This window comes from Sphingobacterium sp. GW821-FHT03E03, assembly GCF_059420745.1.
This window is the reverse complement of sequence record NZ_JBWKUH010000008.1, coordinates 100950-126583: the sequence shown is the minus strand read 5'-3', so window position 1 is coordinate 126583 and position 25634 is coordinate 100950. Positions and strand designations below refer to the sequence as shown.

The following is a 25634-nucleotide window of genomic DNA, read 5'->3' as shown; positions in this document are numbered from 1 at the left end:
GCTATGCTATACGAAAATATCCTTAGGAATGTATCAAAGTGCATAACCTTGACAGATGAGGAGACTGAACGGTTCACCGATCTGCTGACCTTACGGAAGGAACCCAAGAAAACGATGCTTCTGCAGGAGGGGGAAGTCTGCCAGTTTGAGGGATATCTTCAGAAAGGCTGTGTACGTATTTTTTATCTTGATGAAAATGGTTTTGAGGTGACCTTGGCCTTTGCGGTCGAAGACTGGTGGATCAGTGATATCGCCTCCTTTCATTATCATACACCTTCGAGTCTGTATATGGAAACATTGGAAGAATGTGAATTTTTGATGCTGACACCTGAGGCTAAAGAGAAATTACTGGAGACAATACCGAAATTTGAACGTGTCTTTCGTATGTTGGTACAACGTAGACTTGCGGTATTGCAAAATAGACTGATCCATACCATGGCGAAACCTGCGGCTGAACGCTATCTTGAATTTATCGACTTGTATCCCACAATATCACAACGGGTACCGCAATATTATATTGCGTCTTACCTCGGTGTTTCGCCCGAATTTGTCAGTATCATCCGCAAGCGGCTCGCCGCAAAAAAGTAGTTGTCAACCTATCAAAGAAAAGTGATTATGAGTATCGAAGAAAAAGATTTTGGAAAGGCCTTTTTGTATTCTTGTTACGTAGATAAGGCCTTTGGTCATGAACAGTTTATTCCCGAACATGTGGTGATGTTCCAGATATCCGGGGAAACACACTTTGACCATGAAAAGGGAAAGCTGGTGACAAAGGAAGGGCAGCTACTGATTGCCCGAAGAAATCAATTGGCAAAGGCATTCAAATACCCATCGAAAAATGCGGACTATCAGTCTATCGCAATCTTGCTCCACACCGACCGGCTCAAGAAGTATGCGTTGGATCATCAGCTCTCTTCGGATAAAAAGCAGTCGGCAGACACCAATATTCTCCTTGAAGGCGATGCGTTTATCAAAAGTTATTTTGAGTCGCTAGCACCCTATGCGGAAGCTTCGGATCGAGTCAGCCCGCAAATGGAGACTATCAAAATATACGAATTGACCACTTTACTATTGGAAAGATATCCCTCGTTAAAGGATTTGCTGTTTGATTTCTCCGAACCCTTTAAGATTGACCTGGAGGAATTTATGTTAAAAAATTATAAGTATAATGTTCCTTTGGAGAATTTTGCCAAATTATCCGGTCGTAGCCTGGCGAGTTTTAAACGTGATTTTGAAAAAATATTCCGCACCTCGCCCCGAAAATGGCTACAGGAGAAACGTCTTTCCGAGGCGTACTATCTGATTGAGAATAAGCGGAAAAGACCCGTGGATATTTACCTTGATCTTGGTTTTGAAAACCTCTCTCATTTTTATGCTTCCTTCAAAGAGAAATTTGGAATAACGCCGGCGACAATTAATTCCATTGCTTAATCAGTTTTTCCACCAGTAGTTGGGGCCATTGTGGGTATCATCCAGATCAACTACTTCACCGATACGGGGGGTAAGCAGGGCTTGTTGCTGTTTGGATGCTTCTTTGGAAATACGCTCCAAGGGTTCGTACCAGGCATGGTTGGCAAGGACAAATTTGGAGGAGTGAACAGGTAATAATTTTGCGGCCTGTAAATCTTTTGCCGCCTGTACCACTTCTTCGGGCATCATGTGGATGTATTTCCAACTCAGGTCATATTGTCCATTTTCGAGTATGGCCAAATCAAATGGCCCCAGTTTATCGCCGATTTCTTTAAAATGGCTGTCATAACCACTGTCTCCACCCAGGTACAGTTTCCGGCTCGGCGTCTCCAAGACATAGGAGGCCCAAAGTGTATTGGCCGACCAAATGCTGCGACCTGAAAAGTGTCTTGCCGGTGTGACCGTTACATGAAATCCATTTCCTAGATCCACCTGATCCCACCAATCTTTTTCGATAATCTGATCGTTGCGGTAGCCCCAATACTCCAAATGTTCACCTACACCAAGTCCAACGATTATCTTGCCGACTCGGGGTTGCAGTGCTTTGAGTGTTTTGTAATCCATATGATCGTAGTGATCATGGGAGATAAATAGGTAATCGATGGCCGGAAGTGCATCCGCTGTTGTTACATTAGTGCCCGCAAAGGCTTTGCCACTTCCCGGTATAGGCGATATGCTGCCGCTTAGTACCGGATCGACAAGGATAGTTTTCCCGTCGGCACGCAACAGATAGGAGGAGTGCCCCAGCCAAACCAAACCATGGGATCTGGTAAAAAGACTGTCCCAATTGACTGGAACCGAAGGGATCTTATGTTTGGGACTGGTCTCAGCTGATCGTTTGAAGAAATAATCGGAAAGGGCTACCGTCCAGCTTTGTGTCAGCTGTGGTGTTGGGCTGCTGTTGCGAAATTTTCCATCCTTGAATTGCTTCGATTGTTCGATACGTTTAAGCCTTTCGCCTGAGGGTCTTTTGCCAAATTGGGGATGCATCATATAGCTGCTGATTAATCCGATGAGAACAACAAGCGTTAGGGCTGACCATTTCAAAAATCGGAAGAAACCTGTGGCTTTGTGCTTTGTTTTCATCTTTACTTGTTTTACAATACAAAAATAGGTAGCCGAGCCATCTTTTGTTTTTGTGTAAAGCTCAATTTTAATGTTCTGTACGGCTCATGATCCTCCGTATGGGTATACTACGTTTTTCAAGATTAAGTCACTGTAGATCTATCAGCTGGTTACAGAAGCTGATGAACTCGAGCTGATGGGGTTTTCTGGCTATCTGATATCCTTATCCTTCTTAATGATATATCAGTTTCATAAGATTTAAAATAAAAGCCTTTGTGATCTGATCGCAAAGGCTTTGTATAAAGATTGACGCCAACTAAAAAAAACTATTTTGTTGACAATAAAAGCTATTGGTTAATAGGTTTGAGCTGATCGGGATAGGGGATCTGTTGTCCAGTAGTTTTGTAGGTCGGCAACTGAGCTTTCCATGTCCGCAGCTGATTGGAAAGTAGCTTGCTGAGCTCGCTGGTTTTCCCTTTCATTTTGGGAGCAAGGTTATTCAGTTCACCGATATCATCCTGAAGGTTATAGAGTTCCAGTTTCCCCTGTTTCATATCGTAAAGTAACTTATAGTCACCTTGGCGTACAGCGGAGAAGAAATTGATACCTGGACCATCGGGAACAGTCCATTTATTGGGGACATTCCAGATAAGGGGGCGACTATTCCAATTTTCGTCGTTCTTCCCCGTTAGCAGGTCTGTCAGGTCCTTGCCGTCTGGTTCTTGCTGTACAAGTTGATACGCTTTTACTTTTGCCATTTGGAGTATCGTCGGAAATAGATCTTCGACCATGACCGGTGCCGAGGTGCTGCTCCCGCTATGTCCGCTGGCCTGTTTAATCAGCAGTGGAATACGGATGCCACCTTCGTAAAGAGAGCCTTTACCGGCCTTCAGTGGCAGATTTTGGGTATGGGGATCACCCGAACGTGGCGGGCTGAGACTGAGTCCGCCATTATCGCTCAAAAAGATAATCACTGTATTATCGTACACGCCTTTGTCTTTTAAAAACTGAATAATATCACCCATACTTTTGTCATAGCCTTCCACTAAAGAAGCGTAGGCGGCTTCGGTAGAATCCAGACCACGGTCAAGGTATCGCTGTACAAACCGTGGATCGGGCTGAATCGGGACATGGACAGCATAGTTGGAGAAATGAAGGAAAAAGGGTTCTTTGCGGCGAATAGGTTCGGCAAGTGCTTTCAATGCTTCCTGCGTCAATGCTTCGGTCAGAAAAGTGGATGTACCATGATACTCCATCAGATCCGGAACGGCTTGATAGCTTGCCTTGCCCGGAAGATTTCCGTAGTTCTGCTCCCCATAGTAGTTTTGTGGATGCCCGGCCGAATGGCCAGCTACGTTGACCATAAAACCCAAATTGAGCGGACTGGCGCCCGGAGTACCAGCTGATCCCCAGTGGGCTTTACCGATATGGATGGTATAATAACCGTTGGCCTTGAGAATACTTGGAAATGGCGTAGCATAGACCGTGTGGGGAATATTGGGTACGGGGCTCAATCCATTGATATTCCAGTCCGGCGGATTCAGTAGCTCATCCTTACTATCTGTGGGTGTATTGGCTTTGGGACTTGTCCAGTTTGTGACCCGGTGATGTGCTGCATTTAAACCTGTTAGAAAGCTCACACGCGAAGGTGTACACACCGGTGTCGCATAAGCATTGGTAAACTTGACGGCATCTTTGGCCAGTGATTCGATATGTGGCGTATGAAACTTCTCGTTAATAGCTGTTTTGGCAGTATAAAATGGTTCGGACATGTCCTGCCAACCCAGGTCATCGACAAAGAATACCACAATATTGGGGCGTTCGATTGTTCGCCGTTCCTGCGTGCGGCTGACGCTCTGGGCATGGATCCCCGATCCTATACTGCTGCATAGCATCGATAAGATCAATAATTTGTTGTTTCTGAAGGATAACATAGCGACAAATGGTTTGCTACTGATCTAATTTGTTAACTCACTTTTCTTACCATCAACGGTATTGTTTGAAATTTCACTGTGCGTAACACGTTCGAAGAATACGTTTTTTTTGTTCCAATGGAAAGCTGGATAGGCTTTATTTGTCTTGATTCGATTGCCGCGAAAAACAAGACCGTCAACCGACTTTGCATAAAGTATGGGCTTATCAAAGGTCTCAAAAAGATTGTCTTCAATGACAATACCGCTATGAAAATACTTCTGTTGATTTTTAAGATCCGGAATTTCAGGATAGATCGAGATAATCGCATTGGTAAACTGGAACATATTGGTTAGGGCATTGATAAATGTATTGTGTCTGATCACAATGTCATGACAGCTGCCGGTTTCATACCAGCCGTTGGCGTCGCCACAGAGCAGGATCGCGGTGCCGGAGGTGTGGTCAAAGAGATTTCTTTCGACAAGGGTTTTTCTAGGCGTGCTGAACAATGCACCACGTGCACGATTGCGACGAATGGTATTGCCACTGAAAACCACACGTGGCGTCCAGCTCAGATTTTCAACACCAATAGCTGTTTTCGCTGGGTCGATCGCTGGATCAAGAGGCTTTTTAAACGTAATCTTAAATTCACGGATCGGATCATCTGCTTTATCCCGCAAGATGTGAATGGATTGAATCTGGTTTTTCTGATCCCAAAGTTCCATTGTGCCTGACCGGATAAACTGGACGGTATCGCCGGCATCGCCCCAGTCGAATCCGTAGGATTGGTCGTGCATATAACGGCCGACCAGTGTTTTATCATCCAGTCGCTTGGTGATTTTGAGGTAAGTACCGTGGATGTTGATCGCGTCGTCCATCATATTTTCATACAGCCCATTTTTGGAGAGGATGACACCTTTACAACCTGAAAAATGGGTCGCGTCAGCTTGTGCGGTAAAATACCGGGGATCTTGGCCACCGCGCAGTGCCACTTGGAATCTGTCGAGGCTGATATTTTCGGTGAGCTGAGCCAATAAGCCCATGCCTTCCGCATAATGCACGCTGATATTTTCAAGTCGAATATCTTTTCCTTTATGGACAAAAACACCGGGGCTGGGACGATGCCACGCACGCATAGCCACGACGGTACCCGGAATAAGCTTTGGATTTTTCCATTGCTCGGCTTGGATAACACCCGGCGAAAGCTCGGTTACTCTTTTTGTTCCTACCCCAATATCACTGGTATTGTAAACAATGCGTTTGGTTTTTTCCTCAAAGGCGATTCCGGATGTTGGACGCATGGCCCAACCTTCGCCGGTATTGTAAAATACACTGTCTTTGATTGTATAAGTCACCCAGGGAGCTGTTTTGTAAACGATTGTACCATTGATTGTGTCGTTCTTCAGGATCTGGACCTGACAGATCTGTGGACGTTCAAAATCAATATGGATATTTTTAAGGGTCAGGTTTTTATTTTCGATCAAGGCAATCGGTAACATCCGACCATGGTAGATGAAATCGGAGCCTTGGCCATCGACTGTGAGGTTGTTGCATTGTTCGAATGCGATACCCACTGTCTTGGGATTGTCCTGATCGTGGTTGGAAATATAATATGTTCGTGATAATGCGCCCTCGGGATAAAAGTCGTAGCGCCCTTTTCTGAATTTTAAAACAAGAGCCTGTTTTTTATCGGTCTTTCCGAGAATTGTCTGAAGGACTTTATTGATTGCTGCGGAGCTGTTGGTCCCGGTATTTGGAAGGATACCATAGTCGGAAAGATAAACGACCTTGGGGACTTGTGAAGCAATGCTGTTCAGGTAAAAGGATGTTGCCAGTAAAATAATCAGTGTTGATCGGATCCAGCAGGTGGGTATTTTCATATTGATTGTTGGTTTATGTGCTATTGAAGCCAATTGGATAATGCTTGCCGAATATAGGTATTATCACTTAACATGCAAATTTTCATCCTGATATTTCATCAAAAAAAACTAACTTTAGGGACGAAACCTTAGTTTTCCCTTAAACCATTGATCACTTAATTAATTATAATGCTAAATAGGAATCTCAATTTGAAATCTAAAGCAATTTTACGCACAATCTGTTGCTGTACTTTTTTTTCAATCTTTTTGCTAAAAGGTTTTTCCCAAGCCAAAAGCACGAAAGAATTTGTGGATTATGTCAATCCATACATGGGGAATATCAGCCATCTATTGGTTCCGACTTACCCGACTGTTCACCTGCCGAACAGTATACTGCGTGTATATCCTGAAAGAGGGGATTTTACTTCGGACCGTTTATATGGTCTTCCGCTTATCGTAACGAGCCACCGTGGGTCGTCGGCTTTTAATCTGAGCCCAATGTTGCGCTTGCCAAGCCAGTTGAGTCCGGTACAATTGTATAGTTATGATCAGGAAGAGATCAAGCCTTATAGTTATTCAGTTGTTTTGGATCAGGAAGATATCAAAGTAGATTATGCACTATCGCATCAGTCGGGTATGTATACCTTTACTTTCCCGAATACGTCTACTAAATACTTGCAATTCAATTCACGTGATGGGGAACTGGAATGGGATGGACAGGCGCTTTCGGGAACACAGGAAATTGGCAATGGGACTCGTGTGTATATCTATGCGATTCCTGAGACAAAACCTAGTGCTGTAAGCAAATTGCAGGGACAACAGCTGGAAAAAGGAATGGATGCCAAGGGAAGAAATGCTTGTCTGGTACTGCAATTTGATCAGCCTGGAGCTATCTTAAAAATGAAATATGGCGTTTCATTTATTGATGCTGCACAGGCCAAAGCAAATCTGAACCGTGAAATTGCTGATTTTGATCAAAAGAAACTAGCGGAGAATGGACGTAAAATCTGGAATCAGGCCTTAGGGAAAATCGCCGTTGAAGGTGGCAATGAATCAGACAAAAATGTATTTTATACTTCCTTATACAGAACTTATGAGCGTCCGGTAAATATCTCCGAAGGTGGACGTTATTTTAGCGCATTTGATGGCAAAATCCATTCGGATGAAGGAAAGCCATTTTTTACAGATGACTGGATCTGGGACTCCTACCGTGCGCATCATCCGTTACGGGTCCTGTTGGAGCCGGCTACAGAAGCTAATATCCTCAATTCTTTTGTACGGATGTCGGAGCAGATGGACAAACCTTGGTTGCCGACCTTTCCGGAAATCACGGGTGATAGTAGAAGGATGAATTCCAACCATGGGGTTGCAACTTTGCTGGATGCCTACCGTAAGGGGATCCGTGGTTTTGATATAAAGAAGGCTTATCTGGCAGCAAAAGGAGCGATTACGGAAAAGACTTTGGCTCCATGGTCTGATAAACCTGCCGGAAAAATGGATGATTTTTTCAAAGAAAAAGGATATATCCCGGCTTTGCATCCGGGCGAACAGGAAACTTATCCTGAAGTACATGGCTTTGAAAGACGTCAACCTGTGGCTGTCACACTGGGTACATCCTACGACCTCTGGTGTCTGGCGCAACTGGCTAATGAATTGGGTGAAAAAAGCGATTATGATCTGTTTATGAAGCAGTCTTTCAATTATCGGAATCTATTCAACGAGCAGACCAAATTTTTCCACCCTAAAGATGACAAAGGTAATTTTATCATGCCTTTTGACTATGTTTTTGCTGGAGGACAGGGTGCCCGTGAATATTATGGTGAAAATAATGCCTGGATATACCGTTGGGATGTACAGCACAATATTCCGGATCTGATCAAATTGATGGGTGGTAACCAGTTGTTTGTACAGTATCTGGATGAAATGTTCCAGCAGTCGCTTGGGCGATCTAAATTTGATTTCTATGCACAGCTGCCAGATCATACAGGCAATGTCGGTCAGTTTTCGATGGCAAATGAACCTGCGCTGCATATTCCTTACCTATACAACTACGCTGGACAGCCTTGGATGACGCAAAAACGGATCCATAAGCTGATCGGTGAATGGTTCAGAAATGATCTGATGGGTGTACCGGGTGATGAGGATGGCGGTGGTATGTCGGCTTTTGTGGTTTTTTCTCAGATGGGTTTCTATCCGGTTACTCCGGGACTGGCTTCCTATAGTATCGGATCTCCATTTTTCGAGAAAACACGCATCAGCTTGCCTGACGGCAAATCTTTTGTAATTATCGGAAAGAACGCTTCGGCAAAAAATAAATATATTCAGTCGGCTACCCTCAATGGAAAACCATTGAATAGCACACAACTAAACCATGCTGATATCCTAAAAGGTGGTACGCTTGAGTTTGTGATGGGGGATAAGGCCAATAAAAATTGGGGAAATTGAATTTTACAATCATAGGACCTCCTATACAATTTTTATTAGGAAAAAGTCCGTTGGTCAATCGATCAACGGACTTTTTTGTATGGTGAGATGCTCGTTTTTTTGATATTGGTTTTATGCTATCGGTTGCATGCGTTTTTTGAATAAAGAAGTGACATAAGCTAGTTTTTTTAGGTTAAAACAATCGATTGCGTGATTTGCGCAATCGATTTCGTTTATGATCTGTTTTGTTCCCGGATAATATCCCTCTAATTTAAGGGACTAAACTAGTCAATCTTAAACTGAAAAAACAGGCTGACGCAATAATAACTAACTATTTAATTATGATTTCAAAATTTACAAGTAACCAAAAGGTAAGCTTGCTTGCTGTTGCCCTTCTCGTTGCGTCTTCGCAAAGTACATTTGCGGTAGATCGGCCCATTGTATTTATGAATACGACTAAAGTAGTTGAACAAAACCCGATTGCGGGTAAAGTCACTGCAGAGGACGGCCCCTTGGCAGGTGTTACGGTTTCGGTGAAGGGCACCTCTGTATCAACATCAACTGATGCGAATGGTGCATTTTCGATCAAGGCAAAGGCAGGTGATATTTTGGTTGTGAGTAGTGTAGGCTATAAGTCCAAAGAAGTGACAGTAGCTGGTAATACGATTTCTATTCAATTGGAAAGCGACAATTCGGCATTGGAAGAAGTTGTCGTGGTCGGTTTCGCCAAGCAAAAGAAAGTAAATTTAACAGGTGCGGTGCAGGCGATTACCTCAAAAGATCTACAGGATCGTCCAGTAACGAATGTTTCATCTGCCATTCAAGGTAAATTTTCAGGGGTAACCATTACACAAAATTCCGGTCAGCCTGGTAAAGACAATGGCACCATACGGATTCGTGGTCTGGGTACCATCAATAATGCGAACCCCCTTGTGATTGTGGATGGAATCGAAAGTTCGATGAACAATATCAATCCAAATGATATTGAAAGTGTATCCGTATTGAAAGACGGTCCGAGTGCTGCAATATATGGTTCGAAGGCAGCCAATGGGGTGATTTTAATTACAACAAAAAAAGGTGGTAGCGGCAAACCTCAGCTGAATTATACAGGCTATGCTGGTATTCAGGATCCAACGCGTCTGCCGGAATATATGAATGCGTACGATCATGCGGTGATCTTAAATGAGGCAATCAAAAATGAAACACCAAAAAATGAGGTTTACAAGCCTCGTTTTACAGCAGAAGATCTTGAACTTTATAAAAACGGTACGGATCCCGATGGACATCCCAATACAGATTGGTTAGGTTTGTTGTATAAAGGTTCGGGATTTCAACAGGCACACAATTTACAGGTCAGCGGTGGCACGGAAGATGTACAGTATATGGCTTCTGGAGGTTACCTGGGGCAGAAAGGTGTCATTAAAGTCGCTAGTTCAGACCGTTATAACCTGCGGACCAATGTAGGGGCAAAAGTTTCTGAAAGATTACGTTTTGACCTAGGGTTGGCCTATAATTACCAACGTATTACTGAACCGGTAAATCCATATACAGGTGATATGGCGCAGATCTTTAGACAGGTCAACCGGATTCCGAGCTTTATTCCATACAAATATAGCAATGGTGTGTACGGTCGTGGCAGTGACGGTAACCCAATCGCCTGGATGGATATGGAATCGAAAGACAATATGATCTATAAACATACACAGGTTAATTTCTCAGGGGAATTTAAAATCTTGGAGGGCTTAAAAATTAAACAAGTTATTGGATTTCAACCCATCGACAATATGTCTTCTAAGTATGTTAAAGACATTCAATATTACAACCGAAATGGGGAATTAGGACCAAAACAGGGAGTAAATAATTTGACCGTTTATAATTTTCAGTCGGAACGATTAACTTTTCAAACTTTATTGACCTACGATAAAAAAATTGGTAACCATCAATTTAATGTCTTGGGCGGTTTTATGGATGAGACATTCAAGGCTGATTATTCTAGTGCCTACGCGCAAAATTTTTTAAATAATGATTTTTCAGAACTGAATTTAGGTAGTAAAGCAGGGATGAAGGTAGATGGTGGTGCGAAGAAGTTAATTTTGCGTTCTTTCTTTGGCCGGATCAATTATGCTTTTGCGGACAAATATCTTGTAGAAGCAAATGTCAGACACGATGGTACGTCGCGTTTCCTAGGAACAAACCGTTGGAGCACATTTCCTTCTTTCTCTGCGGGATGGCGTATCTCACAGGAAGATTTCTTTAAAGAATCATCATTGGCCGAGGGAATATCAGAACTTAAATTGCGTGGAGGCTGGGGTAAATTAGGGAATCAACAGCTTTCAGCAACCTCAGACAATGCATATCCAACAGGGGATGCATTTTACCCAGGTATATTCACAATTGCGCCAGGATTTAATTATCCATTTGGCCCAGAGCCTAGTTCAGGCGGTGCGACAGTGCAGTCCGCAAACCCGTTGTTAAGTTGGGAAGAAACTGCGAGTACAAATATTGGTCTGGATCTAAACCTGAAGAATAATTTGGGTTTTGTCTTCGAATATTTTGACCGTCGTACAAACGGAGTCTTGTTAAAACTTCCTGTATCAAACCTATATGGACTACCAGCGCCATACCAAAATGCAGGGAAAGTACAGAATAATGGCGTCGAATTGCAGGTCAATTATCAGAATAGCTTAGGTGACTTTAAATATAGCATTGCCGCAAATGGTTCATATATCAACAATCAGATTAAAAAATGGGCAAGCGACGAAGCGCAAGTGAACGGAACGTTTTATGTTTATGAGCAAGGGCGACCAATTCGTTCCTTTTATGGCTATGAATCTGCTGGAATTTATAGATCGGACGAAGAATATAAAAATAGTGGAATTGAAGGGGTAAACGGTAATGTTGGTGCTGGTGATATTATTTACAAAGACCAAAATGGTGATAAGAAAATTGATGGCAATGACCGGGTATATTTAGGTTCACCGGATCCAAAATTCATCTTTGGCTTGACTTCAAGTATGAGCTATAAAAATTTTGATCTGAGTTTATTTTTCCAAGGTGCAGCCAAAGTGAGTGGTTACCTATGGGGCGAAGCCATCGGTGGAATTTCCGGTTCGGATAAACCTACCACCATCTATGCGGACCGCTTTAATGCCGAAACTAATCCAAATGGATCTATGCCACGTGCATTGACCAGCTGGGCACAAAATAGTCCTTCGGGCACTCCTTCGGATTTCTGGATTCAAAATGCGAGTTACGTCCGTTTAAAAAATATCACTTTTGGCTATACACTGCCGAAAACATTTACGGATAGAATTGGGATCAAGGGGGCTAAACTCTATTATAGCGGACAGAACCTGTTGACTTTTACCGGTTTTGCAAAAGGATTTGATCCAGAAGCGCCAGCAGATTCCAGAGGTAACTACTATCCACAGGTAAAAACAAATGTCTTTGGTCTTAACGTAAACTTTTAATTGTAAATCATGAAACTTAAAAATATAACAATCGCATTGGGTGTAGCTGCATTGATGGCATCTTGTCAAAAACTTGATCAGGAACCATTGGATGCATTTAACGCAGATAATTTTTGGAAAACAGAAGCTGAGGCTGATTTTGCTGTGACTGGCCTGTATAGTGGTACAAGCAATTCGGACGGAAAAATTAACGAAGGCTCAGCCTGGGAAGATGGAACGCAAATCTTTTATATGGATTGTACCTCCGATAACTCCAATAGCGATTTTCCATGGGAGGGCTTCCAGGCCTTAGGTAATGGCACAGCAACGCCGACAAATTCTGGAAATGCTGAGGCAAGATATACCTATGAGCATATTCGTCGGGCTAACTATATCTTGGAGAATATTGATAAAGCTCCTATGGCGGTAGAGAAAAGAAAGAAATTGATTGCTGAAGTACGTGTGATTCGCGCTTATAGATACTTTGATATGGCCACTTTATTCGGTTCTGTGCCGATTATTACCAAAACAATGGCCAAGGAGGATGCTTACATTCCGGCAAATAATCAAAAAGAGGTGCTTGAGTTTGTGGAAAAGGAATTAAAAGAGGCGGCGGTTGATTTGACTTATTCAAAAGGTGGCGCAAGAATGTCAAAGGGCGCTGCTTTGGGCCTATTGGCGCGTTGTTATGCCTTTCAAAAGAAGTATCAGGACGTAATCAATACAACACAAGAAATTATTTCATCTGGAACCTACAAACTATTCGATAATTATGCGACATTATTTGAAGAAGCGAATGAAAATAATAGCGAGGTGATGATGAATATCGAGTACGTAGTAAATGTACAGGGATATACCTCACTTGGCATTATGTTGCCTAATTCTATGGGCGGCTGGGGATCTATTGTACCTACCCAAAGTTTAGTTGATGCTTATGAAACAGCTGCGGGAAAACCAATTGGAGAATCGACAAGTTATAATCCAGCAAATCCTTATGAAAATAGGGACCCACGTCTGAGTGCAACAATTGTTTATCCCGGAGCATCTTATAATGGTAAATACTTTGATCCATTAAGCCGTAGTTCAGACGATTACCCTACTGCGGCAGATAATGCCTCAAGTACGGGATATAACTATAAAAAATATATCCAAAACCCAAGTAGCTATGCTAACCTGTGGAATGTAGGCACCAATATTATTGTGATGCGTTATGCGGAGATATTATTATTAAATGCTGAGGCAAAAATTGAGCTGGGTAAGATCGATAATAGCGTATATGAAAATATAGATCTGGTACGTGAGCGTGCTAAAATGCCAAAAGTGGATAAAGCTATTTATGCTGCACAAGGCAAATTACGTGAACTGGTGCGCCGTGAATTTCGTGTGGAACTAGCCGGTGAAGGTCGTCGTCGTTTTGATATTATCCGTTGGGGGATTGCCAAAGATGTGATGAATGGTACTGTCTATGGCTCGTTGTCAGAAGGAAAGGTTGATCCTGCAACCGGTAAAGTCACATTTAATTCATTGACTGACCGTTTTACGTCAGAAAGTAGAACATTCAAAGCTGACAAAAATGAATTATGGCCAATTCCGCAAGCTGTAATTGACAACAGTAAAGGAACGCTAAAACAAAATCCGGGGTACTAATCGCGCGATAAACACAATTCAGGGATAATTGTTGAGCACTATAACAGCGCTCCTTAAAAACGGTTAAGCATCTTATGCTTAACCGTTTTTATTTTCGAAATAATAGATGATTTTTATTAACTATTTATGGAAATGACAGAAATTATCATCTTATATTAGAAGTTGTTCGGAATAGTGTATCATTAATGACTTATTCCTGGAAATATAAACCGAATTAATCGTGCAGAATGAAGCGTATACTTCTCGCAATAACGGCTCTTATTGCCATTGTTTTAATTTTTAATAAACTTATTTATAATGATCGGCTTCCACCGAATTATCAGGCCCTGCGGGTGGATGTAGATCGCAATAAAGCGGTAATCAATAGTATTTCCATGATGGATAGCAATTTTTCCGATCTCCGTGTATTCGATCGTATTTTAAAGAATAATAGGATACTGATGTTAGGGGAGATGCAGCATGATGATGGGGAAACTTTTCGGGCCAAATCGAGGTTGATCCGCTATCTCCACGAAAAATTAGATTATAATATCGTACTGTATGAAGCAGGACAATATGATATGTGGGTCATGAACAGAGAAATGGACCGTCCGACTATGCAGATTCCTAAACAATCTTTGGCTGGTCTGGGGTTGTTTGATTTTTGGTGGCGGAACAACGAAACGGATCCACTGATAAACTACTATCAAAAGTCCAAATTATCAGGCAAGCCAATTACTCTCGGTGGATTTGATATTCAGTTTTCCGGTCGTTTACTTGCTGATAAACGAGCAAAGTTGCTAGCGGATTTTTGCCTTAAAAATAAGATCGGTCTAAAAGATTATCCCTTATTAAAAAAAGAACTCAACAATCTGGAGTATCTGGCCCTAGCCAGGTATGCCAATAGAAAGCTTGATTCTACAGCTAAAAGACAGCTCTTAAGTGAAATAGGGAAATTGAGACATGCTTTACGGGCCTCTGGCGGAAACGAGGAACAGCGGGTTTATAGTCGATACCTCGCGGATATAAAAACTAATTATGAAAAATCTTGGTCATATGCGCAAGGATCCATGGCGAGTATGCAGCTACGCGACTCCTTAATGGCTCAAAATCTCCAATACCAAATAGATTCTTTATATGCCGGAAAAAAGGTCATTGTATGGTGTGCCAATATCCATACGTTTTCAACAGCTTATAACAAGGAATACCTTCCTTTAGGTGCCTATATTAAAAAGAAGTATGGCCATCAGGCTTATATGCTTGACTTTAGTTCTTACGGAAAGAAAAATGATGCCGGTCAAATAGTGGGGAAACCCGGTAAATTGGCCATTGAAAATTTATTCCATCAAACAGGGGTACCTTATTTCTTTTTGGATCTACAGGGACTACCCGATACTTCTCTGCTCAGGAGGCCATTTGTTTCAGTCATCAATCAAGGTATTGAGGAGGAAAGAAAATGGACGGACTATATTGATGGCATTTTTTATATTGATCTAAATAAAAGACCAACTTATCTCGAACGTTAATGGAAAGTATCCTAACTCAACAGCTCAGCTTTAAAATAGGTTCAAGAACCATTTTAAATAACATTGACCTCCATGTTCCTGACAAAAGTATCTACGGTTACCTTGGACGGAATGGTGCTGGAAAGTCTACTACCATCAAACTCCTACTTGGACTCTTGCAGGACAACGCCGATGCTATTTTTATCCGGGGACAAAGTTTAAAAGCCGATCGTAGCGACATTTATGCAAATGTGGGTAATCTCATCGAAGCACCTTGCTATTACACCAAATTGACCGTTTTTGAGAATTTAAGATATTTGGATATCATCCACAAAAAAGGAGAAAAACGAATCGATGCGGTGCTCGAAATGGTAGATCTAGGAAAAGAGAAAAAGAAAAAAGCCAGTATGTTATCTATGGGAATGAAGCAACGGTTAGGAATTGCCATGGCTATATTTCATGATCCACAACTTCTAATCCTGGATGAACCGTTAAACGGGCTCGATCCACAGGGAATTGTCGAAATGAGAAATCTGTTTCGCTTGCTCAATGAACAGGGAAAGACCATATTTCTGTCAAGTCACATTCTAAGCGAGCTCGAAAAGATAGCCACACATATAGGAATTATTGAGGGAGGCAAAATGATATTTCAGGGAACTAAAAATGAGTTGCTAAGTCAGGTGGAACGGGAGGCTCTACTGCGGACTTCCGATGCTACACGGGCAGCCACGATTTTATACAATGCCGAATTTTCGGTATTAAGAACCGATGGACAAACGGTCGTGGTGAAAATAGCAGATGACAACCAGTTTGATCAGTTGATTAAATGTCTGGTGCAACATAACATTGAAATTTATGGACTAGAGTCCCATAGTGCAGACCTTGAACAGATTTTTATAAACTTAATTGCCCGCTCTAATGACTAATACATTGTATACCGCTTTCTTATCTGAAAAATTCAAATTGCTCAGAAACCGGCAGATTTTTGGCGTCCTTATCGCTCCGGTATTGCTTATTTTCGCTATTGATGGTTATATTATATACGATATCATCCGGTCGGGAAGTATAAGTGCGGTACCTAACCCCTGGAAGGTATTGCTAGGAAGATATGTATTTCAGTTTTTTTATTTGCTGTACCCGATTCTGGTCGCACTGTTTGTTTATGCCTGCTGTGATGTTGAGTATAAGAACAACAACTATAAGGTACTGTTTACTTTACCGCTTGACAAGTCGAAGATATTTTTTTCAAAGGCTATTTTTATGCTGCTAACCATACTGTTTTCTATACTATTTGCCTATGCAGCCTTCTTGATCAGTGGGTATGTACTGAGTTTGATCTACCCGGTGCTCGGTTTCCAGAATTACGATTATAGGTTGGTGATTTTCGTGACGTTTCTGAAGCTTTTGATTACGCTATCGGCTATTTCGATGATTCAATTGGCATTAAGTCTGCTATTCAGAAGCTTTATTTATCCCATTGGCGTGAGCATGTTTATGTTGGTGTTTTCGGTATTTGTAGCTCAAAAGAATTTTTCTGATTTTATTCCTTACACTGGTACTTATAAGGCCTTCATGAATATAATGAATGAAAATGATGTCTTTGAAAGACTTGATTATAGTAATATTGCTATGATCATTTTCTTTATGCTGATCAGTTTTTACATTTTTAAGAGGAAAGGCCTTTTTAAATAGTTGATCGCTTATTTTCGGTCTAGTTCTTTCTTAAAGGTGCTTGGTGACTGTCCATATTTCTTTTTAAATGCTGAGGCAAAATAGGACGCTGAGGAGAAACCGACGTTGCTGTAGATCTCATTGATATTGAGTCCGTCGGCCATCAGGCTTTTTGCTTTTTTGAGTCTCCTTTCGACAATATACTCGCTGATGCTACAGTCGAGCAATTGTTTGACTTTACGATAAAGTTGCACACGCGAGAGGTTGAGCTCGCCAGCAATATCGTCGACACTCAGCCGCTGATCGGACAGTTGTTTCGATTCGACAATAGCCGAAAAGCTATTGAGAAATCGCCTGTCGCTTTCATTAATGGTATCTGACTGTGTTGAATCAAATTGCTCGACATTACTACTATATTTTTCTTTAAGCTGATGCCGTGATTGTAGCATATTGGCAATCCTTGCCCGAAGGAGTGCGGCATTGAAGGGCTTGGTTATATAATCATCTGCTTTCAGGAGACTTCCTTCAAGGATCGTCTCTTCATTGGCTAATGCGCTCAACAGAATGACAGGAATATGGGCTGTCTGGTAGAATGTTTTGATGTCTTTGAGGATATCTAGTCCGCTGCCGTCAGGCAACATGATATCGGTGAGTACCAAATCTGGGAAATGTGCTTTCATCAGGGTGCTGGCTTGATGCGAATCTCTCGCTAAAAAAAGATTATAGTCGTTTTTCAAGATTGAGCTCAGGTAACCCCTGATTTCATCATCATCTTCAACAATCATAATGCTCTTCGATTTATTGGAATGAAAAGAGAGATTCTTGTCAGGAGATTTTACTTCAGTATCCAGAAAGTCTTGTTGCTTGAACACAGGTTTTACACCGGATACAGCTGCTATGATCTCCTCCTGTTGATAATGGGTATTTCCGATAGGCATGCGCAGGGTGAAGATCGAACCATGGCCCAATTTGCTGCTGGCTGTGATCTGGCCATGATGCAGCTCGACGATCTGTTTGACGTAGGCCAAACCGATCCCGGATCCATTCCGGCTGCCTGTTCCCTGATAGAAGGGATCAAAAATATGCTCGATATCAATGGGCGAGATCCCTAGACCATTATCCAGCACACGTAAATAGAAATAATCTTTGAAGTTATTTTCTTCGAGTGAAATTTCAATTCTACCACTGGTTGTGGTATGTTTTATCGCATTGGAGAGGAGGTTGGATAAGACCTGTTCCATCAGATATTCGTCAATCCAGACCTCTTTGAGCATACTCTTATTGATGTAGCTGATCGATATTCTGCTTTTTTTGAGCAGTGGTTTAAAACTGTTGATGACCTGCTGAATAAAAGGGTCGATATGTACTGCTGATACCTGAAGCTTTATTTTTGCCTTGCTGATCCGATGGATGTCGATCAGGTCGCTGACGAGTCGCTGCAATTTTTTTGCACTCCTTTTGACTCGTGATAATTGTTCTCTGATATCTTCTGATAGATCTTTTCGCATTTCGAGATCCTCGATAGGCGCCAGGATAAGGGTGAGGGGTGTTTTAAACTCGTGGGAGATATTGGTGAAAAAATTGTTTTTGATTTCTGCGGCTTGCTGAATCTGACTACTCATTTCAACGATTTGTTTCTGCTGGGATAAGATCTCGCCGTTCTGGATTTCAAGGTGTTTGTTTTTTTCCCAATTGCTTTTGATAACGATAATAGAAATGCCACCAAATACGACTGCGAGTACCAAACTGACAACGAGAACATTTAGAACAGATTTTTGATTTTGATAAATCCGATTTTGCTCAGTGATAAATTCCTGTCTTGTGTCGATGTCTACCTGCTGCTGTTGTATCTTTTGTGACTGTAGTGCCAATAGTTCGGCATTTGTTCTGTCGATCACAGCGGTGGCGAGGATATTTTCGCGTCGATATGGTTGATTGTTGATAATCGCCAGCGCCGTTCTGATCGCTTCGGTTCCGCCAGTGGGGTAGAGTATAGAGGCATACATATGACCTTTTATTATCTGCTCAAGACCATTGCCCGGTCCAGGCAGCGCATCTACACCGATGATTTTAATATCTTTTTGGAGCTGCGCCTCGTCCAGTGCTTTTTTTACTCCCATGGCCATTTGGTCATTGAAGGTAAAAATAATATCACTTTGTGTCATTTGAGCAATATGCTCACGCATTTTGGTATAGGCTATATTCTTTTCCCACCCACCGTGGATAATAGCACTGACCTGGATGCCGCTTGCCGCGGATATGCTTTGCATAAATCCCTTTTCACGCTCAATCGAGGCAGAGGTACCCGATAAGCCTGTTACTAATCCGACCCTACCTTTACCTTGGAGGACAGCCTGGCTATATTGACCGGCCAGTTTTCCGATGGCAAGGTTGTCGGCACCCACATAAGCATTGTATTGACCTGAAGAGGTTTTGCGATCTGTTACAATCACCGGTATTTTACGCTGGAATACAGAGTCAACGATCGGTGTAAGCGGTTCGGCCTCATTGGGTGACACAATCAACAGGTCGATACCCGCTTTGGTCAGCTCGCGTATCTGATCAATCTGCACAGCATTATTGCCTTGAGCATCGCGGTATAAGAATTCAATATCGGGATCAAAGGAGAGTTCCCGTTTCATTTCTTCAAGCATAGTTTGCCTCCATGCATCATTCCCAATGCACTGCGAAAAAGCAATGACCCGCTTCTTTTTCTGGTTTGCCGATTGACATCCCCAAAAAAGCAGCAGGACCAATATGCCATAGACGGTATATTTTCCCATGTTTATTTCCCCTTTACTATCCGAATATACATCATTTCAGTTTTTTTAGATAATAAGCGCAAGGTTAGTGTATTCTTTACACTAAAAAGAGATGGCTGAAATATGTATCATTTTCTATAAGATATGTCTAAAAACTGAAAGTTTAAAAATTATGATTTAGTATAATGTATTGATAAACAATGTTTTGTGTTGTTTCTGAAATTGTTACATAAATAAATGTTTTTGCTGTGTACAAATTTAAGTACCCGTGAAGCCAGGGTTAAATTTGGGTTAATCAATTATAGATGATAAGATGAACAAAAACACGGTATTGGCTTGGTCTTTTGTAGTGGCATTAGGCGGATTTTTATTTGGCTTTGATACAGCTGTTATTTCGGGAGCTGAAAAAGCAGTACAGGAGCATTGGCATTTGAGTGAGTTTCAGCATGGGCTTACGATGGCCATCGCGTTAATAGGTACGGTCGTTGGCGCGGCATTGGGCGCTTTGCCTTCGGACAAGCTCGGTCGCAAAAATACACTATTTGTTGTAGCCGCATTATATTTTATTTCAGCGATCGGAAGTGCGCTGGCCAATGACTGGACAATTTTTATTTTATTCCGGTTTTTGGGCGGTATTGGTGTTGGTGTGTCTTCGGTAACGGCACCTATTTATATTTCCGAAATTTCACCCGCCGCTTCACGGGGCAAACTGGTAGGTCTCTTCCAATTCAATGTGGTACTGGGTATTTTGATTGCTTATTTATCAAACTATTTTATCGGACAGGTAGGGGAAGAATCCTGGCGCTGGATGCTGGGTGTACAGAGTTTTCCGTCGCTACTGTTTTTTGTGCTGATTTTCTTTATTCCAGAAAGTCCCAGATGGCTGCTATTGCATAAGAATAATCTATCTGAAGCAACAAAGATCATGCAGCGAATCAATTCTGAGGGCTATGAGCTTGAGATCGAGAAAATTCAGGCCTCGAAAGATGCAATGGCAGGTGAAGGCAAATTATTTATACGGGAAAACGCCAGACCAATTTTATTGGCCTTCTGTTTTGCGCTGTTCAATCAGCTCTCGGGTATCAATGCGATTATCTATTATGCACCGCGTGTTTTTGAAATGGCAGGCCTCGGTTCCCAAAGTTCCTTGCTTTCCACGGTAGGAATCGGAGTGATCAACTTTATTTTCACTTTGGTGGCTATCAATTTTATAGATAAGGTAGGTCGCAAAAAACTGATGCTGGTGGGTTCTATCGGATTGATCGTATCCCTCGCACTGGTATCGCAGGCTTTCTATACAGGGCAAACAACAGGATTTGCGATTACAATCTACCTGATGAGTTTTATTGCCTTCTTTGCCTTCTCTCAGGGAGCTGTGATCTGGGTGTTTATTTCCGAAATTTTTCCGAATGATGTGCGTGCTAAAGGCCAGACATTTGGCAGTTTGACCCATTGGGTAATGGCTGCGATTATTACTTTTTGTTTTCCGGCGCTGACAGAGATGCTCGGTGGTGGCGGTACCTTTCTGATTTTTGCACTATTTATGGTATTGCAGCTTGTTTATGTACTGAAATTTATGCCCGAAACAAAAGGACGGTCGCTGGAAGATATGGGACAGACCATCAATTTACATTAAGTATCGCGCTTTTATTGATCTAATCGCTTATGCGTACAAATAATAATGACAATGAAAAACCTGAATAAATTAATACAAGGAGTTTGTTTCGGAGAAGTTCTTTGGGATAATTTGCCGACCGGGAAAAAACTGGGCGGGGCTCCGTTAAATGTTGCTTATCATCTCAATAAGCTTGGCGTTGTTGCACAAATGCTTACCCGTGTCGGAAGGGATGAAAATGGCTATGAGCTGCTTGCCGTATGTGAACAGCTGGGGATCCCGACAACCTTCTTTCAGTACGATGATAGCTTGCCGACCTCTACCGTTGAAGTGACGATTGATGCAGACCGTAATGTACAATACGATATTGTATACCCTGTTGCCTGGGACAGAATTACAGCGGGACCGGCAGTGCTGGAAGCTGTTTCCAAAGCTGACTTCTTGGTGTATGGCAGCTTGGCCTGTCGCGATGATGTGAGTTTTCAAAGCCTATTGACCTTATTAAAGGAGGCTCCCTTCAGGGTCATGGATGTCAATTTGCGTGCTCCTTTTTTTGGTCCTCATCGGGTACATGAACTATTGCGCTACGCGGATCTCGTTAAGATGAATGCCGAGGAACTGTATATTATCGCTGAATGGAGTGGGGCACCTTCAACGTACACGGATCAGCAGCGGGTGGATCTACTGTTAGATTGTTTCTCTATTCAGGAAGCTATTGTTACCTACGGCGCCGCAGGAGCAGTATACCATCATAAAAAAGCAAATATCAGCTATCATTTTCCTGCGTTGAAAGTACAGGTGGAAGATACCATCGGAAGCGGAGATTCGTTTTTAGCGGCTTTTTTGACCAAGCGGTTTCAGATGGCAGAAGGAATAGCCTTGGAGGAAGTGCTCGAGTTTGCAGCCACTTTAAGTGGGTTTGTGACGCAGAGCAGCGGTGCATGTCCCGCTTATAATGCGGAAGATATCAACCGCTTTCACTGGCTGAATCCCATCTTCCGTGATAGTGAACGGAAAATGAAACAGTAAAAAGCTTATGATGCAAAAAAGGGAAAATGCGAAATAAGCAACAGCAAGAAAAATAATCAAATTAATAATCTACTTATAATAACCAATTATGTTTACAAGACAGCAAGCTATGTTGCTTCCGTCTTTGGCTCTCTTTTCAGTTGTTGCTTTTGCGCAGCAAACAGAAATCAGGGGGCGGATTGCGGACAGCGGAACAGCCGCTCCCATCGTTGGAGCGTCGTTAGTGCTCAAGGGAACCAGTCAGGCAACGAAGACAAATGAAAAAGGGGAATTTGTACTCCAGCTATCGGGCAACAACGGTACAGTGGAAATAACCTATGTTGGCTACGAATCCCAGACAATACTATTGGGGGACAAGAAATTTTTGGATATCCGGTTGCTCAGTACCGAAAAAGGACTTGATGAGGTGGTTGTCACCGGCTATCAGCGAGAGCGCAAGAAGGATCTGACCGGCGCCGTGAGTGTCGTCAATGTGACCGAAATGATGAAAGCTCCTGAAAATAATCCTATGAAGGCGCTTCAGGGGCGCGTAGCGGGTATGACGGTAACTTCTGATGGTAGTCCAAGTGGCGCGGCCACTGTACGGATGCGTGGTATCAGCTCCATCAACAGCAGCCAAGATCCACTCTATGTTATCGATGGTATACCGACACAAGGTGGGATGCATGAGCTCAATTCCAACGATATCGAGAGCATTCAGGTATTAAAAGACGCCTCCTCGGCAAGTATCTACGGCTCACGCGCTGCAAATGGTGTTATCGTGATCACAACAAAAAGAGGGAAACTTGGAGCGCCAAAGCTTACTGTAGACGCTTATGTGACCAGTACACATTTTAATAATCGCATGAAGGTGCTCAATGCACAGCAGTATGGTCAGGCGCTATGGCAGGCAACAATCAATAGCGGCGGTAATCCGAATAGCAATAATATCGGCTATCAATTTGAGTGGAACAACGATGCCAATGGCGTGCCACAGCTCAACAATGTGTTTGTATCCAAATATATCGATCGCGAACATACCATGTATGCCGCAGATACCGATTGGTTCAATGAAGTTTCCAAACCGGGCTTACTCCAATCGTACAATGCGACTTTGAGTTCGGCTACGGAAAAATCAAGCTCTTATTTTTCCGTAGGATATCTGCATAATAGTGGAACACTTCGGTATACGGATTTCCAACGTATATCAGCCCGGATGAATGCCGATTATAAACTGTTTGACGGTAAGTTGGTTGTCGGTGAGAATTTTACAGTGAACAACACGGGAGAAGTGCAGGTGCCCGGGGATGTGCTTGATCTATCCCTGAAGGCATTGCCGGTCATACCTGTACATACCGTAGATGGAATTGGTTGGGGCGGTCCCGCCCTTGGGATGAACGATCGTCATAACCCGATGCGCCTGTTGCATGATAACAGGAATAATAAATACAATTACTGGCGCCTATTTGGAAATGTTTACGCCGATTTGCAGCTTATCAAAGATTTGCATTTACGCACAAGCTATGGCATAGACTACAGTAATTTTTACAAACGTAACCTGGAAGTTTCCTATCGCTCAGGTTTTATGAGTAGCAGTCGAAGTGCTGTCAATATGGAACAGTCTCAGGGATTAAAGTGGACCTGGTCGAATACTGCAACATACAGAAAAGAGATTGACAGACACACGATAGATCTACTGGCTGGTGTAGAAATGAACCGACAGAACGATATCAATTTTAATGCATATACAGCGGGAGATGGCGCTTTCGCTATTGAAACACCAGAATACATGTGGCCCGGTGTAAGTACAGGGACAGCCGCCGTTGGCAGTGGTTCCACAGGTTTTTCGCTCCTTTCATACTTTGGAAAAGCAAACTACTCTTTTGATGACCGCTACCTGGCCTCATTCACCGTGAGACATGACGGTTCTTCCCGTTTTGGAAAAAACAACCGCTTTGCAACCTTTCCGGCTGTAACAGCAGGATGGCGAATCTCATCCGAACGATTTATGGCTGGTACCAAGGATTATATCTCTGATCTTAAACTGCGTGCCGGCTGGGGGCAGACCGGTAATCAGGGCATCGGTAACCTGGCGACCTATGCGCTCTTTGTACCTGAATATGGGGTGGGTGACCCCACCTGGAATATTGTCGATGGTACCGCTTATGATCTTTCAGGTACCGGAACAGGGACTCTCCCTTCCGGATACCGAAAAATCCAGACTGAAAATAATGATCTAAAATGGGAAACAACGACGCAGACCAATATCGGCCTGGACTTCACACTGTTCGGTCAGAGTCTCTATGGATCAGTCGATTGGTACATTAAAGCGACAAAAGATATGCTGATCAATCCTGCTTATATCGGTGTCGTCGGTGAAGGTGGCTATCGCTGGGCTAATGGTGCTTCGATGGAAAATAAAGGTTTGGATATTACGACAGGATACCGCAATAAGACTGCTTTTGGTTTAGATTATGATGTGACCGCAGTCTTTTCGTCGTATAAAAATAAGGTGACCCATTTGCCCGAAGCCGTGGAAAACTCCTATGGTGGTCGTCAGGGTGATAATATTATCGGTAGGCCATTGGGCTCATTCTATGGTTACTTAACGGATGGGATCTTTCAGAATCAAAAAGAGGTTGATGATCATGTTAACCAGACCGGTAAAGGCATTGGCCGTTTGCGTTACCTTAATGTCTATGGTGCTGATCAGCAGATCACAGATATGGACCGAACGTGGATCGGCAGCCCGCATCCCGATTTTTCCTATAGCTTGAATATTGCATTGAAGTATAAAGGATTTGATCTGTCCGTCTATTTTCAGGGGGTACAGGGGATAGACGTTGAAAACTGGTTGAAAAAACAGACTGATTTCTGGAGTGTCGATGATGTGAACTCCAATAAAGGTGTACGGTTACTCAATGCCTGGACTCCACAGAATCCAACCTCGACAATTCCGGCTTTGCAGACAACAAACAATAACGATGAGGGGCGTCTGTCCAATTATTTTATCGAAAACGGATCCTATATGAAGCTTCGAAACCTCTCGCTTGGCTATACCTTACCAACGGCAACAGCTTCTCGCTTACGTATGAGCCGCCTACGTGTGTATGTTACCGGACAGAACCTGTTTACAGTTAAATCGAAGAATTTTACAGGCGTAGATCCTGAGAATGTAGGTTGGGGGTATCCGATCCCGACGACATGGACCGCGGGGGTAAATATTGGCTTTTAGAAGAGAGAACCAAAAGCCTTTGCGGATGAGAGGG

At 42.7% G+C, this 25634-nt stretch carries 15 protein-coding genes; 11 read left to right on the top strand and 4 right to left on the bottom strand.

Going from position 1 to position 25634, the window contains the following annotated elements; all coding sequences use genetic code 11:
* The first annotated feature begins 3 nt into the window (after positions 1–3).
* Positions 4–588, top strand: a complete 585-nt coding sequence (locus AC07UV_RS11805) for a Crp/Fnr family transcriptional regulator (RefSeq protein ID WP_495183887.1) — start codon at positions 4–6, stop codon at positions 586–588.
* Positions 589–615: 27 nt separating this feature from the next.
* Positions 616–1431, top strand: a complete 816-nt coding sequence (locus AC07UV_RS11800; RefSeq protein ID WP_282253206.1) for a helix-turn-helix domain-containing protein — start codon at positions 616–618, stop codon at positions 1429–1431.
* Here AC07UV_RS11800 and AC07UV_RS11795 read toward each other — a convergent pair whose 3' ends face one another.
* From AC07UV_RS11795 to AC07UV_RS11785, 3 genes are all read right to left on the bottom strand, one after another.
* Positions 1432–2556: an MBL fold metallo-hydrolase gene (locus AC07UV_RS11795; RefSeq protein WP_495183886.1), complete on the bottom strand. Its 1125-nt coding sequence runs from the start codon at positions 2554–2556 to the stop codon at positions 1432–1434.
* 326 nt (positions 2557–2882) lie between these two features.
* Complete coding sequence (locus tag AC07UV_RS11790; protein ID WP_495183885.1) at positions 2883–4469, bottom strand: sulfatase; 1587 nt, start codon at positions 4467–4469, stop codon at positions 2883–2885.
* A gap of 24 nt (positions 4470–4493) precedes the next feature.
* The gene (locus AC07UV_RS11785; RefSeq protein ID WP_495183884.1) at positions 4494–6326 is read right to left on the bottom strand and encodes an alpha-1,3-galactosidase-related protein; all 1833 of its coding nucleotides are present in this window, start codon (positions 6324–6326) and stop codon (positions 4494–4496) included.
* A 168-nt stretch (positions 6327–6494) separates the two neighbouring features.
* Here AC07UV_RS11785 and AC07UV_RS11780 point away from each other — a divergent pair, with 168 nt between their 5' ends.
* From AC07UV_RS11780 to AC07UV_RS11755, 6 genes are all read left to right on the top strand, one after another.
* Complete coding sequence (locus AC07UV_RS11780) at positions 6495–8750, top strand: GH92 family glycosyl hydrolase (RefSeq protein WP_495183883.1); 2256 nt, start codon at positions 6495–6497, stop codon at positions 8748–8750.
* A gap of 320 nt (positions 8751–9070) precedes the next feature.
* The gene (locus AC07UV_RS11775; protein ID WP_495183882.1) at positions 9071–12199 is read left to right on the top strand and encodes a SusC/RagA family TonB-linked outer membrane protein; all 3129 of its coding nucleotides are present in this window, start codon (positions 9071–9073) and stop codon (positions 12197–12199) included.
* Between the two features lie 9 nt (positions 12200–12208).
* The gene (locus AC07UV_RS11770; RefSeq protein ID WP_495183881.1) at positions 12209–13825 is read left to right on the top strand and encodes a RagB/SusD family nutrient uptake outer membrane protein; all 1617 of its coding nucleotides are present in this window, start codon (positions 12209–12211) and stop codon (positions 13823–13825) included.
* A 227-nt stretch (positions 13826–14052) separates the two neighbouring features.
* On the top strand, positions 14053–15330 hold the full coding sequence (locus AC07UV_RS11765) for an erythromycin esterase family protein (protein WP_495183880.1): 1278 nt from the start codon (positions 14053–14055) through the stop codon (positions 15328–15330).
* On the top strand, positions 15330–16235 hold the full coding sequence (locus AC07UV_RS11760) for an ABC transporter ATP-binding protein (protein WP_495183879.1): 906 nt from the start codon (positions 15330–15332) through the stop codon (positions 16233–16235). Before AC07UV_RS11765 ends, AC07UV_RS11760 begins: the two co-directional genes overlap by 1 nt.
* The gene (locus AC07UV_RS11755; RefSeq protein ID WP_495183878.1) at positions 16228–17001 is read left to right on the top strand and encodes an ABC transporter permease; all 774 of its coding nucleotides are present in this window, start codon (positions 16228–16230) and stop codon (positions 16999–17001) included. The genes AC07UV_RS11760 and AC07UV_RS11755 overlap by 8 nt, the downstream gene beginning before the upstream one ends.
* A gap of 8 nt (positions 17002–17009) precedes the next feature.
* On the opposite strand, the gene AC07UV_RS11750 is transcribed toward AC07UV_RS11755, so the two are convergent.
* On the bottom strand, positions 17010–19763 hold the full coding sequence (locus AC07UV_RS11750; protein ID WP_495183877.1) for a substrate-binding domain-containing protein: 2754 nt from the start codon (positions 19761–19763) through the stop codon (positions 17010–17012).
* A gap of 292 nt (positions 19764–20055) precedes the next feature.
* Between AC07UV_RS11750 and AC07UV_RS11745 the strand changes: the two genes are divergently transcribed.
* The 3 genes from AC07UV_RS11745 (at position 20056) to AC07UV_RS11735 (ending at position 25600) form a co-directional block, all read left to right on the top strand.
* The gene (locus AC07UV_RS11745) at positions 20056–21378 is read left to right on the top strand and encodes a sugar porter family MFS transporter (RefSeq protein ID WP_495183876.1); all 1323 of its coding nucleotides are present in this window, start codon (positions 20056–20058) and stop codon (positions 21376–21378) included.
* 51 nt (positions 21379–21429) lie between these two features.
* Positions 21430–22386 carry a carbohydrate kinase family protein gene (locus AC07UV_RS11740; protein ID WP_495183875.1) on the top strand — a complete coding sequence of 319 codons (957 nt, stop codon included), beginning with the start codon at positions 21430–21432 and terminating at the stop codon, positions 22384–22386.
* An 88-nt stretch (positions 22387–22474) separates the two neighbouring features.
* Entirely contained in the window at positions 22475–25600 is a 3126-nt protein-coding gene (locus AC07UV_RS11735) for a SusC/RagA family TonB-linked outer membrane protein (RefSeq protein WP_495183874.1), read from the top strand.
* The last annotated feature ends 34 nt before the right edge of the window (positions 25601–25634 follow it).